Here is a 14,494-nt window from a genome sequence, read left to right on the forward strand (position 1 = left end):
ACGTTTAGACCTATACGAAGAACGTATCATTTAGAGCTAAACGAGGTGTGCAGTGGTGGGCGACTACAACCCGGACGACGCGGTGGACGCGGTTGCGTTGGCCTGGCTTCGCGAAAGGCCGGGCACGCCGGTAGAGGGCATCGGCATCGTCACCAGGCTGTGGATGTGCGCCAAGCTGCTCGGTGAGGATCGCCGACGGGTACTCGCCTCGGCCGGTGCGGACACCGCGACTCTGGACCTGCTCAGTGTCCTGCGGCGATCCGGCGAGCCGTATCAGTTGACGACTCGCCAGATCACCGAGCAGACCGGAGTCACGGCCGGTGCAATCTCGCAGCGACTCGCGCGCGCGGAGAACGCGGGTCTGGTGGAGAGGTCTTCCGCCGCGGAAGGGTCACGAATAGTGCTCGTGACCCTCACTGCCGCCGGTCACGAACTGGTGGAGCAATTGGTGGACCGAGTCCTCGGCCGTGAAGCCGAACTGACGTCGATTCTCACCGAGCAGCAGCAGGCCGAACTCACCGACCTGCTGCGTGTCTTTCTCGACGGCCTACGCGGCGAACTCGGTGACTCCGGCGTCGCGCACGTCGGGGCTTGATCAGGACAGGCGCTCGAAGACCGCAGCCAGGCCCTGCCCGCCGCCGATGCACATCGTCTCGAGGCCGTAACGCGCTTCGCGACGGTCCATCTCGCGCAACAGGGTGGCCAGGATTCGTCCACCCGTAGCTCCGACCGGATGTCCGAGGGAGATGCCGGAGCCGTTGGGGTTGATGCGTGGGTCGTCGGCCTCGAGATTCCAACTCTGCAGGACTGCAAGTGCTTGTGCCGCAAAGGCTTCGTTGAGTTCGATGACGTCCATGTCCGCCAGGGACAGCCCGAGGCGGCCGAGTGCCTTCTCCGACGCCGGTACGGGGCCGATGCCCATGGTGCGCGGCGGAACGCCCGCAACGCTCCAACTCGCGAGGCGTGCGAGCGGTCGCAGTCCGAGGGTACGAGCTTTGTCGGCGGTGGTGACGATCGCCAGTGCTGCGCCGTCGTTCTGACCGCTGGCATTACCTGCAGTCACGGTGGAGTCGGGGTCGATCTTTGCGCGCATGGGACGAAGGCGCGCAAGCGATTCCATCGAGGTGTCGGCGCGTGGATGCTCGTCGGTGTCGACGAGCAGGGCCTCGCCCTTGCGCTGCGGAACGGATACCGGAACGATTTCTTCGGCGAAGACGCCGTTCTTCTGTGCTGCGACGGCACGCTGATGGGATTGAACCGCGAGTGCATCTTGATCCTCGCGGCTGATGGAGAACTCGGCGCGCAGGTTCTCTGCCGTTTCGATCATTCCGCCGGGAACCGGGAAGTCACGTCCGCCGGCTGTGACGCGGGCCCGCGCGAGACGATCGCTGAGCGCAACTCCTTCACCCTTGACGCCCCAACGCATTCCGGTTGCGTAGAACTCGGCCTGGCTCATCGACTCGGCACCGCCCGCGAGGACCAGGTCACTGCCACCGGACTGAACCTGCATGACGGCCTGGATGACTGCCTGTAATCCCGACCCGCACCGGCGATCCACCTGCATGCCGGGAACATCGATGCCCAGACCCGCGTTGAGCGCCGCGATGCGTCCGATCGCCGGAGCCTCACCGTTCGGCGAAGCCTGGCCGAGAATGACGTCGTCGATCTCCGCGCCGGAAATGCCGGTACGCGTGACGAGTTCGGTGATCAGCGTCGAGGCGAGATCTTCCGGGGCTACGTCACGGAAGACACCGCCGAAGCGGCCGACAGGGGTACGGAGCGGTTCACAGATGACAACGTCAGGCATTGGTTCTTCCTTGGGTCTGCTCGGTCAGCGGGTGGCAGCCGAGTGATTGTTGGACGACTGAGTACGTCCGAGATCGACGGAGATGGCGTCCGCGGTGGCGACTGCGGCCGGAACCAGTTCACCGCGAACAGCTTCGGCGCTGTAGCGGGCGGCTTGGGTGGAGATGTTGACGGCCGCGACCACGTCACCGGTCGCGTCCCGGATGGGTGCGGCGAGCGAGCGCAGACCCTCTTCGAGTTCCTGATCGACAATCGCGAACCCGTCGGCGCGAATCTTCTCGAGTTCGGCACGCAGTCCGTCGGCGGTGGAGATGGTCTTGCCGGTCAGGCGGGCGAAGGACACTCGGGCGAGGTAGGCGTCCAGTGCGTCGTCCGGCAAGCCGGCGAGCAGAACTCGACCCATGGATGTGGCGTACGCGGGAAAGCGCGTGCCGATGGTGATGGACACCGTCATGATGCGGCTGACCGGAACACGAGCCACGTACACGACGTCGTCACCGTCGAGGATCGACACGGACGTGGATTCACGGACCTTGGCGGACAAAGCTTCCAGATGCGGCCCGGCAATCTCGGGGAGAGACAGACTGGACAGGTAGCTGTAGCCGAGTTCGAGGACGCGAGGCGTCAACCAGAACACCGAACCGTCAGTACGTACGTATTCGAGTTCGACGAGCGTGAGTAGGAAGCGGCGAGCAGTCGCACGCGTGAGATCGGTGTGCCGGGCAACCTCGCTGAGGGTGCGACGCGGGTGCTCACCGTCGAAAGCCTTGATGACGGAAAGCCCACGGGCCAGCGACTGCACGTAGTCCGGGGACGGTCCCGGCGCCTGCTCGCTGCTGTTCTCACTCATGTTGTCTCGTTCTCCTCAGGATCGGCCGAGAGGTCCGCGAGTGCTTGCTTTCCCAGCGCAAAAGCCAAGTTGCTGTTCGGCACACCCGCATAGACCGCGGTATGGAGAAATACTTCCACGAGTTCGTCGGGATCGATCCCGGCACGCAGCGCAGCGCGAATGTGCATGTCGAGTTCGTGTTCGTTGCCGACGGCAGTGAGGATCGCGAGAGTGAGGAGCCTGCGGGTGTGGTGATCGAGGCCGGGGCGCGACCAGATGTCACCCCACGCCGTGCGAGTGATGAAGTCCTGGAAAGGGGCGGTGAACTCGGTGGCACCGGCAATGGAACGGTCGACGTGGGCGTCGCCGAGCACCTGGCGTCGCACGGTCATGCCGGCCGACACCGCGGCGCTACGTTGGGCGAGCGCAGATGTGTGCGAGGCAATATGCGTTGCAAGTAGTTTGGTGACGCGCCCGGCTTGTTCGACGTTGGCCAGGTGTGCGCCCGGATCGACCACGTGCAGTACCGCATCGGCGATGCCGTCGGCGATCGCACCCAACGTCGACGGAGGCGTCGCCGGATCCTGCTCGCCCGCGACGAGGAGCGTCGGAGCGACGATGCGGGCCAGGTCGTTGCGGCCGTCCCACGTCGAAAGCGCCTCGCAGCAGGCGGCATAGCCCTCGTCGGGTGTGGCTTCGACCATCGCGACGTGACGGGCGACAAGCTCCGGATCGTTCTCGGCCAGTCCCGGCGTGAACCAGCGTCCGACGACGGCGGCCGCGATGGATGCAATACCGTCCGCACGGACAGCCCGAGCACGATCGATCCACGGTTGAGCCGGGGCGAACTGCGAGGACGTGCACATCAAGGTCAACGTCTCGACGCGAGTGGGGTGGTGTGCGGCGATCCACTGGCTGACAGCGCCGCCGAGGGAGAGCCCGACGAGATGTACGGACTCGAGTTCGAGCGAATCGAGGAGAGCGATGACATCGCCGGCGAGATCGGCAATTGAGTAGGGGCCCGCAGGCACCGGTGACTTGCCGTGGCCGCGATGGTCGACGGCGATGACGCGGTAGCGATTCGACAGCGCGTGAATCTGCGGCTGCCACATGGACAGATCGGATCCGAGTGAACCCAGGAGAACCACTGCCGGGGCATCGAGATTGCCGGTCTGTTGAAAGTTGAGCGCGACGCTCATCGAGATCCTCCTGTGGGGCGTTCGGCGAGGGCGCGGTCGACCAGATCGGTGGCGTGGCCCAGATAGTGTGCGGGGTCGAGTAGTTCGGCGATCTCGGTTTCGCTCAGGTGCTCTGCGATGGCGGGATCACGATCCAATCTGGTTCCGGAAGTGGCTGCCGCGGTGACGATGTCGCGCGCTCGATCAGTGTGAGCGGACAGGGCCTTGGTGACACGCTCGGCGAGAATCAGGCCACCGGTGATGTCGAGATTGCGAGCCATCGACTCGGTGTGTACTTGCAGGCCGGTGAGGCTCACGGAAAGCTGGTGCGCCGCTCCGCCTGCCAGACGCAGGAGATCGGTGACGGTTTCCCACTCGGCGTGCCAGGGGCCTGCGGCGCGAGCGAATTCGTGATCCATGTTCGACAGGGCTGTGGCCACCAGCGCGGGAGCACGTCGCGCTGCCGCGCGGGCGGTGATCGCGGCAACCGGATTCTGCTTGTGCGGCATGGCCGATGAGCCGCCCGGAGCGCTCTCGGCAACCTCGGACAGTTCGGTGGACGCCATGACGGTGATGTCGGTGGCGGGCTTGGAAACGGCGCCGGCGACGATACCGAGTGTGGTCGCGAGTTCTGCGATGGTCACGCGGTCGGTGTGCCAGGGAGTGACCTGCCTGGCCAGGCCGAGTTCGTCGGCCAGCGCGTCGGCGATCCTGAGCCCGTCGGGATACAACGCAGCGAGTGTTCCTGCGGCTCCGCCGAATTGAACCGGCAACGTGGACAGCACGATCTCGAGGCGAATCGCTGCGGCGTCGAGTGCGGTGAACCAACTCGATGCCAGTAGCCCGAAGGTGGTCGGAAGTGCTTGTTGTCCCAGGGTTCTCGCGACCATCGGAGTAGAGCGATGGATGCGGGCGAGGTGGGCGGCGGAATCGGCGGCGCGGGTCAGGTCGGCCAGAACCACCGCGCCCGCGCGTCGCGTCAACAGCATCAGCGCACAGTCCATGATGTCCTGACTGGTGGCGCCCGGGTGCACCACGGAGGCAGGCACACCTTCCTGTCCGACCCTTTCGCGCAGCATCTTCACCAGCGGAATGACGGGATTTCCGCCGGCGGCCGACGCGCGGCCGAGCGCCACGATGTCCAGACCGCCCGGTTGTGAGAGTTCGGCCGCGGCAGCAGCCACCGCGGCGCAATGTTCCCCGTCCGCCAACCCGACTGTGGCCATCGCACAACTCAGTGCGGCCTCCACGTCGAGCAACGCGGTGACCCACGCCTGGTCGGACAGGTGCTCCGATACGCGGGTGGCCCCGAACACCGGGTCGAACAGTGCGCCGCGAGTGGGCATGTGTACTCCTCTTACAGCTCGAAGAAGGGCGTCTCGACGCCGTTCGCGTCCTCGTCCTGAACATAGACCGTCCAGGAGTACCCACCGTCGACCTTGGTTGCAACCAGCTTCGCGCGTTCGGTTTCGCTCAGTGAGGACAGCACCGGATCTGTTGCGTGTGCGTCGGCGTCTTCGGGGAAGTACAAGCGGGTGACCAGGCGGTCGAGCATGCCGCGAGCGAAGACCGACACGTTCACGTGTGGGGCCTCGTCCGCATCCGTTTCAGTGGGCTGCGCACCGGGCTTGACAGTGTGGACCAATGCAGTGCCCGTGGGATCCGCTGCGCTGCGGGCGAATCCGCGAAAACCAGCCGGAGTGAGCTCCACTGCGCCACGGGGATCGTCCGGATGGTTGAAGCGTCCGAGCGTATCGGCCTGCCATGTTTCGATCATCGCGTCGGCGACGGGTGTACGGGCGCCGTCGATCACCGTGATGGCCAGCGTGATTCGTCCGGGGGCATCGGCGGGAGCGGCGTCGGGGCCGTCCGTCCAGGGGAGGCCGATGTGCCAGTACGGCCCGACGGTCTGAGAGGGCGTGACACCGAAGGGGGCGGTGGTGAAGTCGCCGGGGACGACCGGATAAGTGGGTGCGGGCTTCGCGGTGTGATCAGTCATCGTGGTCTTCCTCGTTCTCGAATACGGAGGCGTTACGGCCGCGCAGGACGATGTCGAAGCGGAACCCGAGAGCCCAGTTGGGGACTGTGGCGTCGTAGTCGAAGACGCTGACCATGCGGTGACGTGCTGCTTCGGGTACCGCGTTGTAGATCGGGTCCTGGAAGAACATCGGATCGTCGGGGAAGTACATCTGCGTCACGAGGCGCTGCGTGAATGCCGTGCCGAACAGCGAGAAATGGATGTGTGCCGGTCGCCAGGCGTTGTCGTGGTTCATCCACGGGTAGGCGCCCGGCTTGATCGTGGTGAAGCTGTAGTGGCCGTTCGCGTCGGTGACGCAGCGACCCAGGCCGTTGAAGAACGGATCCAGCGGCGCGGGCCAGTTGTCGCCGGTGTGGCGGTAGCGTCCACCGGCGTTGGCCTGCCACACCTCGAGCAGTGTGTGGGGGACGGGTTTTCCGTCGCCGTCGAGTACGAGGCCGTGAACGACGATGCGCTGTCCCTGTGCTTCGCCGCCGTTGGCAATGGTCAGGTCGTTTTCGCCGGCGCCGACGCGATCTTCGCCGAATACCGGCCCGGTGAGCTCCGTGAGCCGCTGGGGGAGCAGCTTCAGCGGCTGCTTCGGGTGGCGAAGGGAAGTCGTCTTGTAGTCCGCGAAATCGGCCGGGGCGTTGACGCCAGTCGGCCGCTGGTACCTCGGCGGTAGATGCAGCATAGGGAACCTCGTCGTTCGGTTACGTGAAGTTGTTCGCAATGTGTACATGTGTTGCGCTCTGCGAACAGAATAGTTCGTAGATGTGACCCAGGCAATGCCGGGGGCGAAAAATGTTCGTTATGCGGACGGGGGTTCACAATACGTACGGGTCGCGCTACTGTGATCGACATGATGGACAAAGTCATTCCCACTGCTGCCGAGGCCGTCGCCGACGTGCCGGACGGCGTCACGATCGCTGTCGGAGGTTTCGGGCTCGTCGGAGTGCCGGAAATCCTCATCGATGCGCTCCTCGAGCAGGGCGCGACATCACTCGAAACGGTGAGCAACAACTGCGGCACCGACGGGTTCGGGCTCGGAGTGCTTCTGGAGAAGGGGCGTATCCGTCGTACTGTCAGCTCGTACGTCGGCTCCAACAAGGAGTTCGCGCGTCAGTACCTTTCTGGTGAGCTGGAAGTAGAACTCACGCCGCAGGGCACGCTCGCCGAGCGCATGCGCGCCGGGGGAGCGGGCATCCCCGCGTTCTTCACCCCGGCCGGCGTCGGCACCCAGGTCGCCGACGGCGGCCTGCCACTGCGTTACGACGGCAGCGGCGGCATCGCAGTTGCCAGTCCGCCCAAGGAAACTCGTGACTTCGACGGCGTCACCTACGTGATGGAGCGCGGCATCGTCGCCGACTATGCACTGGTCCATGCCTGGAAAGGTGACCGGCATGGCAACCTCGTCTACCGCGCGAGTACCCAGAACTTCAATCCGGCTGCAGCAACGTCGGGGCGCATCACCATTGCGCAGGTCGAGCACCTCGTAGAGCCGGGTGAGCTCGACCCCGCCGAGATCCACACGCCGGGCATTCACGTTCAGCGTGTTGTCCACGTCGGCCCCGTGACGGTCGGCATCGAGAATCGGACGGTACGAGCATGACTTCTGTACTACCCACCAAACTCACTCGCGAAGAGATGGCGGCCCGCGTCGCGCGCGAACTCGAGGACGGGCAGTACGTGAACCTCGGCATCGGTATGCCGACGCTGGTTCCGAACTACCTCCCGACCGATATCACCGTTGTATTGCACTCGGAGAACGGCGTTCTGGGCGTGGGGCCGTACCCGACCGAGGACGAACTCGATCCCGAGCTGATCAATGCGGGCAAGGAGACCATCACCGTTCTCCCCGGTGCGTCGTTCTTCGACTCCTCAGCGTCGTTCGGCATGATCCGCGGCGGCCAGGTCGACGTTGCCGTGCTCGGTGCCATGCAGGTCAGTGCCACCGGAGACCTCGCGAACTGGATGATCCCCGGCCACATGGTCAAAGGCATGGGCGGCGCGATGGATCTGGTCCACGGCGCAAAGCGCGTCATCGTGATGATGGAGCACGTCTCGAAGAAGGGTGAGCACAAGATCGTCGAGGAGTGCTCGCTTCCGCTGACCGGTAAGGGCTGCGTCCAGCGAATCATCACCGACATGGCCGTGATCGACGTGACTGACGACGGTCTCCGCCTGGTGGAGACGGCGCCGGGCATCAGCGTCGACGACGTGGTTGCCGCTACCGGAGCGAAACTGATTCTTTGACAGTATGTTTCATCTGATGGCTCAGCCGCCGGGTCGTGACTTCCATCCGACCCGGCGGCTGTTTTACGCCCCGACGTCGTTCAGCTCGCTCTCGACCGGAATCCAGAGCTCGAACCGTGCGACGGTGAAATCGTCGTTGTATTCGGTACGCATGATCTCGGGACCAGGTACGGAGCGAAAAGGGTTGGCAGGGAACCATTCCGTGTAGATATCTCGCCACAAATACTGCACAGATTCGATTTCCGACCCGTCGGCGGTGAAGACGGCCCACGTGTGTGCGTCGACCGTCAGCGCATCGAAACCCGTGGGTGAAGGTTTGCCGGTGACCACTCCCAGGTAGTAATCCAGTTCTGTGCCTTCGGTTCTGGGATGCGCCAAATTGTCGACGACACTGACGATTCCCGCCGGGTCCTGATCGGAGAGCTCGCGCAACCCTCGCAACGCAACCTTGTCCACGGAGCGGGTGAAATCTTCGATCGCAGAATTGGGACCTTCGTGAACCAATGGAACCCGGGTCTTGAACCCGACTACCGTCAGGGCAGGTTTGTCCACAAGCATGTAGTCCATCGGTGTGGCTCCTTCCAGTGTCACGTGAATGACAAGTTTCTGTTGGGATTTGAGAACGGCGGGAGCGCGTTTGACCGCGCCGGGGCTCACGCCGTGAAATGCGGTGAACGCTCGTGTGAAGGCCTCCGCGGACGAGTAGCCGTACTTCACGGCGGTCTCCAACACTCCTGATCTGCTGACGGACAACTCGGCACCGGCCAGGGTGAGTCGACGTCGACGGATGTATTCGGATACGGGAATGCCGGCCAGGGCCGAGAACATCCTCCGAAAGTGATACTCCGAGGTGGTTGCCAGCCTTGCCATCTCGGCTGTCTCGATCTCGCCGCTCAGATTGCTTTCGATGTAGTCGAGCGCGCGGTTCAGTCCGTCGATCATCGTGTCTTCCTGTTCACGGGTTTCACGCTACGCAGATCACTTGGGCCGTACCCGACTATCCGTGCCCGAAAAAGTAGGGCAGGAAATGCATCTGGACAACTCAGTTAATCATCATTATCTTGAATCGAACATCGATGGTTGACCAGGAGGCACAGTGAGCACCCGTTTTCCGCAGGCTGAATTGACCGAGGTGCCCGAGGACATCGCCGCCAAGATTCTCGAGATCCAGGAGAAGTCGGGGTTCGTGCCCAACGTCTTCCTGATGTTCGCTCGGCGCCCAGCCGAGTTCCGGGCATTCTTCGCATACCACGACGCGATCATGCTCAAGGAAGATTCCGAACTCACCAAGGGTGATCGAGAAATGATCGTCACCACGATCTCTGCGGCCAACAAATGTACGTACTGCGTTGTCGCGCACGGCGCAATTCTGCGTATCTACGAGAAGAAGCCGTTGGTTGCCGACCAGGTTGCGGTCAACTATCGCACCGCAGAGATCTCCGATCGTCAGCGCGCGATGCTCGACTTCGCCACCAAGGTGAACTCCGCCTCACACGAAATCGCCGACGCCGACTTCGACGCCCTCCGTGTGCACGGCTTCGGCGACGAGGACGCGTGGGACATCGCCGCGATCACTGCATTCTTCGGGCTCAGCAATCGCATGGCGAGCTTCTCCGGCATGCTGCCCAATCCGGAGTTCTACCTGATGGGGCGCGTTCCGCGGTCCTGATTCCTGCGGTTAGCGCAGCAGCTCTCAATTTTTCGAACCGACCGGTCGTAACGTCTGGAAGTCAGCCGACGAAGTAAAGGCTGTCCACGCCGGAATTGCCGTCTTCGTAAAGAAGGCCGAAAGGTTGAGCGCTATGTCGGAGAAGTCCATCGCCCATTCTCGGAGGGTCCGCTCTGCGGCCGCCGGTGCCGTACTAGCTCTCGGATTGGCGGTGGGCGGCACGGGAATTGCATCGGCAGAGCCGGAAACCGTGTGTACCCCGAGCGCTGATCCGCTGGTGACCTGCGCCGAGGAAGAGGCAGCTGCCACCACCGACGCCGACGCGGCGACGAGCACCGAGACCACGCCGGAGAAGGTTGAAGCCGGGGTCGCGGGCACGGGCAGTGCCGAAACCGCTGGTACGGACGCTGCAGCACTGGCGGAAGCCGAAGCAAAAGCCAAGGCAGCTGCCGAAGCGGCAGTGAAGGCCGCCGAAGCAGCCGCGACGGCAGGGGTCGACTCGTCCGCAGCGACAGACACTTCGGTGAAGGCGACCGAGGCAATGACCCAGGCGAGCGTCGAGGCAACCAAGGCGGCGGTCGAATCGACGCAGGCCAAGGCGGAGGCCGGGGCAGCGGAACAGTCTGCGAAAGAAGCGGAAGAGGCGGCCAAGGTTGCGGCGTCCGCTGCGGCCGATGCCAAGGAGGTAGCAAAAACAGCTCAGGCAGAAGCTGATGCGGCTGCAGCCAAGGCTGCGGAACTCGAGGAAGCAGCGAAGGCCGCCGGTTCGGGGACCAAGACCGAGGAGGCGGCACGCGCTCGCGCCGAGGCTAATGCGCTGCAGGCCAAGGCCGATGAGGCGAAGGCTGCCGCGGATGCAAACGCCAAGCTGGTTGCGGACAAGAACAAGGAAGCCGAGGAAGCCTTCAAGAACTGGGACATCGCGAAGGGACTCGCCGCAAAGGCTCAGGCGTTGGCCGCAGCTTGGAATGCCAAGCAGCTCGCGATCACCGTCAAGGAAACTCAGAAGGTGGCCACCGCCGCCGAAACCACCGCCAAGGCAGCCGAGTCCGCAGCCGCCACCGAGGTAGAAGCTGCCACCGCCGCCCGTAAGGCCGCAGATGAAGCGGCAGCTACCGCAGCTTCCGCACAGAAGGACGCTGCCGCTGCACAGAAGGCCGCGGAGACGGCGCAGGCCGAGGCCGATGCTGCAGGGGAGGCGGCCACCGACAAGCGAGCAATCGCCGACGAAAAGGCTGCCGAAGCCGCCAAGAAGGCCGAAGCTGCCGAAGTAGCGAGTAAGAAGGCGCAGGATCTCTACCTGGCCGCCGAAGACGCGAAGGCGGCGGCCGACGCCGCAGCAGCAAAGGCCAAGGAAGCTCAGGCCGCCGCAGCCGCCGCAAAGGCCGAAGCGGATGCAGCGCAGAAGATCGTCGACGAGCTCAAGGCAAAGGGCGAGAAGGAGATCGACAACGGAACAGGCGTCGGCGGTGAGGTGATCATCGGTGAGCACACCGACGACGGCTCCGGAGTCACGAAGGTCGACGAGACCACCGCTGTAGTGAACAAGACCGGCGTCAAGCTGGTCGGCTACTACAACAACAAGGGAGCCTTCGACGTCGTCGACTACTACGTCACCGACGCCGACGGCGATCCGGCACTCGCTGGAAGCCTGCCCCCGGTCGATCTTGCTCTCGGCGACACCGCAAGCAGCAGCACCAGCGGTAGCAGCAACTCCAACCTGCCGGCTGTATTGATCGGCGTCGGAGTCGTCGGCGCTGCCGCCGCAGCAGCTACGACGGTGGTTGTTCGTCGCAAGCGTCATGACGGCCCGGGCAACACGTCTGCGTAGCGCCGGCCTCTCGGCGGTAGCGATCCTCGCCCTCCTCGCATCCGGATGTTCGGGCGAGAATGCGGGATCGCTACCTGACCGCTCGCCGGTGCAGTCGCATATCGCGGCTGCACCGGCTTCGGTGACCGTCGATCCGGCAGAACCCGAGAGGATCGAGTTGAGGTCTGCGTCCGGGGTCACGTACCTGAGCAGTCCGTTGCACTCGGAGAAACTGATGCGCGGCGGCGAGAGTGGGCAGCAACTGAATCCCGTCGACGAACTGCCGGTGTGGTGGGGTGAAAGCGGAATGCCGGGAACGTCGACCACACAAACAGTTGTCGTGGTCGGCCACAACTACACCACTCGCGAAGCACCGTTCCGGGCGCTCCGGGTAGTGGAGCCGGGCGATCGAATTCTCCTGGGTACACCGAACGGCACACTCGAGTACGACGTCGAAACAGTCGGGCCGCTGCACAAAGGTTCGCTGCTGGGCGCTCACGAGTTGCGCGAATCGGTTCCGGGACGGCTGATCCTCGCCAATTGTGATGTCGTCGAAGGAGAGTCGACCGACGACAATTACGTTGTCATCGCCCAGCTGGCAGCGCGCTGAATCCGTGGCAGTGCAAGAATAGGTACATGGATTCCCTCGGACTTCTCTCGGAACTGGTAGCTCTCGACACGGTCTCGGGGGAGGCCGCTCCTCAACGGCGGGCGATGGATTCGATTGTCTCGTTGGTTCTCTCACGTGCGCCACAGGCGAAGGTGGAGTCAGACCTGACCGGCAATCATCCCTGGGCCTTGATCACCAACGAAGCTGCACCCTCGGCAGCCAGACTACTGTTCGCCTGCCACGTGGACACGGTGCCGGTGGGCACTGTCTCCGACTGGGAGTTCGACCCGTACGCCGCACAGGTCGACGGCGAATTGTTCCTCGGCAGAGGGACATCGGATATGAAGGCAGGCCTTGTTGCCGCTACTGCCGCGGTTGTCGACGCTTTCGAACGTGGAGTCCCGGTCGCACTACTGCTGACGAGCGACGAGGAAATCGGATCGCTCGGGGCTGTTCGTTCGGCCGACGCCGTGGCGAATCTCGAGGTCGGGGCTGTCATCGTTCCCGAGGCGACCGGCAATCGCATCAACCTGGGGCACCGCGGCGCACTGTGGCTCGAAGTGTCCGTCAAAGGAAAAGCCGCGCACGGGAGTACACCGCAGCGAGGAACTAACGCCGTCCTCAAACTGCTTGACGTCGTCGACCGAGCCCGGCGTGAGCTTCCGCTGTCGTCCGACGCGTTTCTGGGTGCCGAAACCTGGAACCTCGGCTTGGTCGGCGGGGGTTCGGCTCCGAACATCGTGCCGGACAGTGCACGTGCGGTGATCGATCACCGCACGGTGGGAGACGGCGCCGACCTGCTCGCGTGGTGGCGAGCCCAACCAGAAGTCGACTCGGTGGAGACGTCGATTCATCTGGGAGGTGTGCGTACCGACGCGTCGGACCCGTGGTTGGCGACCCTGCCTATCCCTGTTGCAACCGAACCGGTTTCGTACTTCACCGACGCTTCGGTACTGGCCGCCGCCGCCCCTGGTGCTCCCGTCGTGATCTGGGGCCCTGGCACTCCCTCGCTGATGCATGCGGCCAACGAAAGCGTCAAGGTTTCCGAACTGGACGATGCGATCGCTGCTTACGGTGCGGTTGCCGCCGCTTGGCCGACGGTGGACTGACGGACAATCAGTTCAGGAGCAAGCGCGATGTGGGCTGTCGACTCGGAAGAGTTGTTCATCGCCTGATCCAGAAGTCGCACAGCTTCTTCCGCGATTCTTTCCTGCGGCTGCCCGACGGTGGTCAACGGCGGGTTGCACAATTCGGAGAATGGGATGTTGTCGAAACCGGTGACCAGAACGTCGCCGGGAACGTCGATGCCCAATGTGTGACACGTCTGCAACACGCCAAGTGCGATCAAGTCGTCGGCGCAGACCAGGGCGTCGGGGCGAGTTTTGCCGGTCAGGATGATGTTGGATGCCGTGCGCCCCCACTCGATCGAGTACTCGCCGAGTTGTGTCCACTCGTCACGAGTTTCGATGCCCATTCGATCCGCGTGGCGGAAGAAGCCGGCCCGGCGAAGTTCTGTTGACGAATTGGTCAGCTCGGAACTGATGAAGGCGGCTGATTGCGCGCCACGCTCCGACAGATGCTCCATCACCAGGGATTGAGCGGCGTCGTCGTCGACGCCGACCCAGTCCGTCTGGGTATCCATTGCAAACCGGTCCAGTTGAACGACCGGAAGCGTTGCCGCGCTGGCTCGGACGGCTTCGGCACTCAGTTCGCCGTGGCACGGGCTGATGATGATTCCGTCCACTTGCCGGGAGACGAGCGACTTGAGCCGCTGCGCTTCCACGTCGGGATCGGAACGAGAATCGCACAGGAACAGTTGTAAGCCGCGCCGAGCGAGGACGTGTTCGACGTTGACCACCAGCGAAGTGAAGAAGGGGTTCGCGATACTCGGAACCACCATTCCGACAGTGTCCGTCCGATTACGACGCAGTGAGCTGGCGATGATGTTTCCCGAGTATCCGAGAGAGTCCGCGGCTCGTTTGATTGTCGCTGCAAGCTCGTCCGAGACAGGGCGGGATCCGGACAGTGCCCGCGACACGGTGGCAGTCGAGACCCCCGCCAGTTCCGCGACATCGCGAATGGTCGCCTTGCGCATGCGTCCCCCGTTTTCTGCTCGATTCGGGTCCGAGGTTATCGAACCGCACGGTCCAGTGTCCCGCATGTAACGCGATTGAGGCAATCGTTTACAAATTCGAATTGTGAAATCCTTGACACAACCCGGTGTTGATCGCATAACCTGCTAATTCATCAAGGCAATCGATTACATCGTGTGCAGATCTTGTGCATGGACATACAGCGCAAATCTTGCGCATGGAATGG

Annotated in this window: 15 protein-coding genes; 7 read left to right on the forward strand and 8 right to left on the reverse strand. The window is 63.7% G+C overall.

Annotation, left to right across the window (positions count from 1 at the left end; translation table 11 throughout):
• Positions 1–55: 55 nt before the first annotated feature.
• Positions 56–595: a MarR family winged helix-turn-helix transcriptional regulator gene (locus ABH939_RS00400; protein ID WP_225320148.1), complete on the forward strand. Its 540-nt coding sequence runs from the start codon at positions 56–58 to the stop codon at positions 593–595.
• Here ABH939_RS00400 and ABH939_RS00405 read toward each other — a convergent pair whose 3' ends face one another.
• From ABH939_RS00405 to pcaH, 6 genes are read right to left on the reverse strand one after another with little or no spacing between them, the layout of a single operon-like run.
• Complete coding sequence (locus ABH939_RS00405; protein ID WP_007730007.1) at positions 596–1,807, reverse strand: acetyl-CoA C-acetyltransferase; 1,212 nt, start codon at positions 1,805–1,807, stop codon at positions 596–598.
• Between the two features lie 24 nt (positions 1,808–1,831).
• Positions 1,832–2,656, reverse strand: a complete 825-nt coding sequence (locus ABH939_RS00410) for an IclR family transcriptional regulator C-terminal domain-containing protein (protein WP_007730008.1) — start codon at positions 2,654–2,656, stop codon at positions 1,832–1,834.
• A complete protein-coding gene (pcaD, locus tag ABH939_RS00415) occupies positions 2,653–3,834 on the reverse strand; it encodes a 3-oxoadipate enol-lactonase (protein WP_209447994.1) in 1,182 nt (393 codons plus the stop codon). Before pcaD ends, ABH939_RS00410 begins: the two co-directional genes overlap by 4 nt.
• Positions 3,831–5,159 carry a 3-carboxy-cis,cis-muconate cycloisomerase gene (gene pcaB, locus ABH939_RS00420; RefSeq protein ID WP_003940620.1) on the reverse strand — a complete coding sequence of 443 codons (1,329 nt, stop codon included), beginning with the start codon at positions 5,157–5,159 and terminating at the stop codon, positions 3,831–3,833. Before pcaB ends, pcaD begins: the two co-directional genes overlap by 4 nt.
• Before the next feature lie 11 nt (positions 5,160–5,170).
• Complete coding sequence (pcaG, locus tag ABH939_RS00425; RefSeq protein ID WP_042446987.1) at positions 5,171–5,812, reverse strand: protocatechuate 3,4-dioxygenase subunit alpha; 642 nt, start codon at positions 5,810–5,812, stop codon at positions 5,171–5,173.
• Positions 5,805–6,524, reverse strand: coding sequence for a protocatechuate 3,4-dioxygenase subunit beta (pcaH, locus tag ABH939_RS00430; RefSeq protein WP_404649175.1), 720 nt, complete (start codon positions 6,522–6,524; stop codon positions 5,805–5,807). The genes pcaG and pcaH overlap by 8 nt, the downstream gene beginning before the upstream one ends.
• A 171-nt stretch (positions 6,525–6,695) precedes the next feature.
• Here pcaH and ABH939_RS00435 point away from each other — a divergent pair, with 171 nt between their 5' ends.
• Positions 6,696–7,442, forward strand: coding sequence for a CoA transferase subunit A (locus ABH939_RS00435; RefSeq protein WP_030536554.1), 747 nt, complete (start codon positions 6,696–6,698; stop codon positions 7,440–7,442).
• Entirely contained in the window at positions 7,439–8,086 is a 648-nt protein-coding gene (locus ABH939_RS00440) for a CoA transferase subunit B (protein WP_019745502.1), read from the forward strand. The genes ABH939_RS00435 and ABH939_RS00440 overlap by 4 nt, the downstream gene beginning before the upstream one ends.
• 63 nt (positions 8,087–8,149) lie before the next feature.
• Here ABH939_RS00440 and ABH939_RS00445 read toward each other — a convergent pair whose 3' ends face one another.
• Positions 8,150–9,028: an AraC family transcriptional regulator gene (locus ABH939_RS00445; protein WP_054188423.1), complete on the reverse strand. Its 879-nt coding sequence runs from the start codon at positions 9,026–9,028 to the stop codon at positions 8,150–8,152.
• Positions 9,029–9,182: 154 nt separating this feature from the next.
• On the opposite strand from ABH939_RS00445, the gene ABH939_RS00450 reads away from it, so the two are divergent.
• The 4 genes from ABH939_RS00450 (at position 9,183) to ABH939_RS00465 (ending at position 13,284) form a co-directional block, all read left to right on the forward strand.
• Complete coding sequence (locus ABH939_RS00450) at positions 9,183–9,755, forward strand: peroxidase-related enzyme (RefSeq protein ID WP_054188422.1); 573 nt, start codon at positions 9,183–9,185, stop codon at positions 9,753–9,755.
• A 133-nt stretch (positions 9,756–9,888) separates the two neighbouring features.
• Complete coding sequence (locus ABH939_RS00455; RefSeq protein WP_209447992.1) at positions 9,889–11,586, forward strand: hypothetical protein; 1,698 nt, start codon at positions 9,889–9,891, stop codon at positions 11,584–11,586.
• Complete coding sequence (locus ABH939_RS00460; RefSeq protein WP_046379369.1) at positions 11,558–12,175, forward strand: sortase domain-bontaining protein; 618 nt, start codon at positions 11,558–11,560, stop codon at positions 12,173–12,175. The genes ABH939_RS00455 and ABH939_RS00460 overlap by 29 nt, the downstream gene beginning before the upstream one ends.
• A gap of 26 nt (positions 12,176–12,201) precedes the next feature.
• Positions 12,202–13,284, forward strand: coding sequence for a M20/M25/M40 family metallo-hydrolase (locus tag ABH939_RS00465; protein ID WP_054828142.1), 1,083 nt, complete (start codon positions 12,202–12,204; stop codon positions 13,282–13,284).
• On the opposite strand, the gene ABH939_RS00470 is transcribed toward ABH939_RS00465, so the two are convergent.
• Positions 13,245–14,270, reverse strand: coding sequence for a LacI family DNA-binding transcriptional regulator (locus ABH939_RS00470; RefSeq protein ID WP_003939717.1), 1,026 nt, complete (start codon positions 14,268–14,270; stop codon positions 13,245–13,247). The two genes, ABH939_RS00465 and ABH939_RS00470, sit on opposite strands and share 40 nt — an antisense overlap.
• Positions 14,271–14,494 lie beyond the last annotated feature (224 nt).

Origin of the sequence: Rhodococcus sp. 27YEA6 (genome assembly GCF_044908235.1) — a bacterium.
Lineage (GTDB): Bacteria > Actinomycetota > Actinomycetes > Mycobacteriales > Mycobacteriaceae > Rhodococcus_F > Rhodococcus_F qingshengii.

Bases quoted from the DNA above. Each gene is read 5' to 3' on its own strand.
- ABH939_RS00405 (WP_007730007.1), bottom strand. From the start codon at position 1,807: ATGCCTGACGTTGTCATCTGTGAACCGCTCCGTACCCCTGTCGGCCGC.
- ABH939_RS00410 (WP_007730008.1), bottom strand. From the start codon at position 2,656: ATGAGTGAGAACAGCAGCGAGCAGGCGCCGGGACCGTCCCCGGACTAC.
- pcaD (WP_209447994.1), bottom strand. From the start codon at position 3,834: ATGAGCGTCGCGCTCAACTTTCAACAGACCGGCAATCTCGATGCCCCG.
- pcaB (WP_003940620.1), bottom strand. From the start codon at position 5,159: ATGCCCACTCGCGGCGCACTGTTCGACCCGGTGTTCGGGGCCACCCGC.
- pcaG (WP_042446987.1), bottom strand. From the start codon at position 5,812: ATGACTGATCACACCGCGAAGCCCGCACCCACTTATCCGGTCGTCCCC.
- pcaH (WP_404649175.1), bottom strand. From the start codon at position 6,524: ATGCTGCATCTACCGCCGAGGTACCAGCGGCCGACTGGCGTCAACGCC.
- ABH939_RS00435 (WP_030536554.1), top strand. From the start codon at position 6,696: ATGGACAAAGTCATTCCCACTGCTGCCGAGGCCGTCGCCGACGTGCCG.
- ABH939_RS00440 (WP_019745502.1), top strand. From the start codon at position 7,439: ATGACTTCTGTACTACCCACCAAACTCACTCGCGAAGAGATGGCGGCC.
- ABH939_RS00445 (WP_054188423.1), bottom strand. From the start codon at position 9,028: ATGATCGACGGACTGAACCGCGCGCTCGACTACATCGAAAGCAATCTG.
- ABH939_RS00455 (WP_209447992.1), top strand. From the start codon at position 9,889: ATGTCGGAGAAGTCCATCGCCCATTCTCGGAGGGTCCGCTCTGCGGCC.
- ABH939_RS00460 (WP_046379369.1), top strand. From the start codon at position 11,558: ATGACGGCCCGGGCAACACGTCTGCGTAGCGCCGGCCTCTCGGCGGTA.
- ABH939_RS00465 (WP_054828142.1), top strand. From the start codon at position 12,202: ATGGATTCCCTCGGACTTCTCTCGGAACTGGTAGCTCTCGACACGGTC.
- ABH939_RS00470 (WP_003939717.1), bottom strand. From the start codon at position 14,270: ATGCGCAAGGCGACCATTCGCGATGTCGCGGAACTGGCGGGGGTCTCG.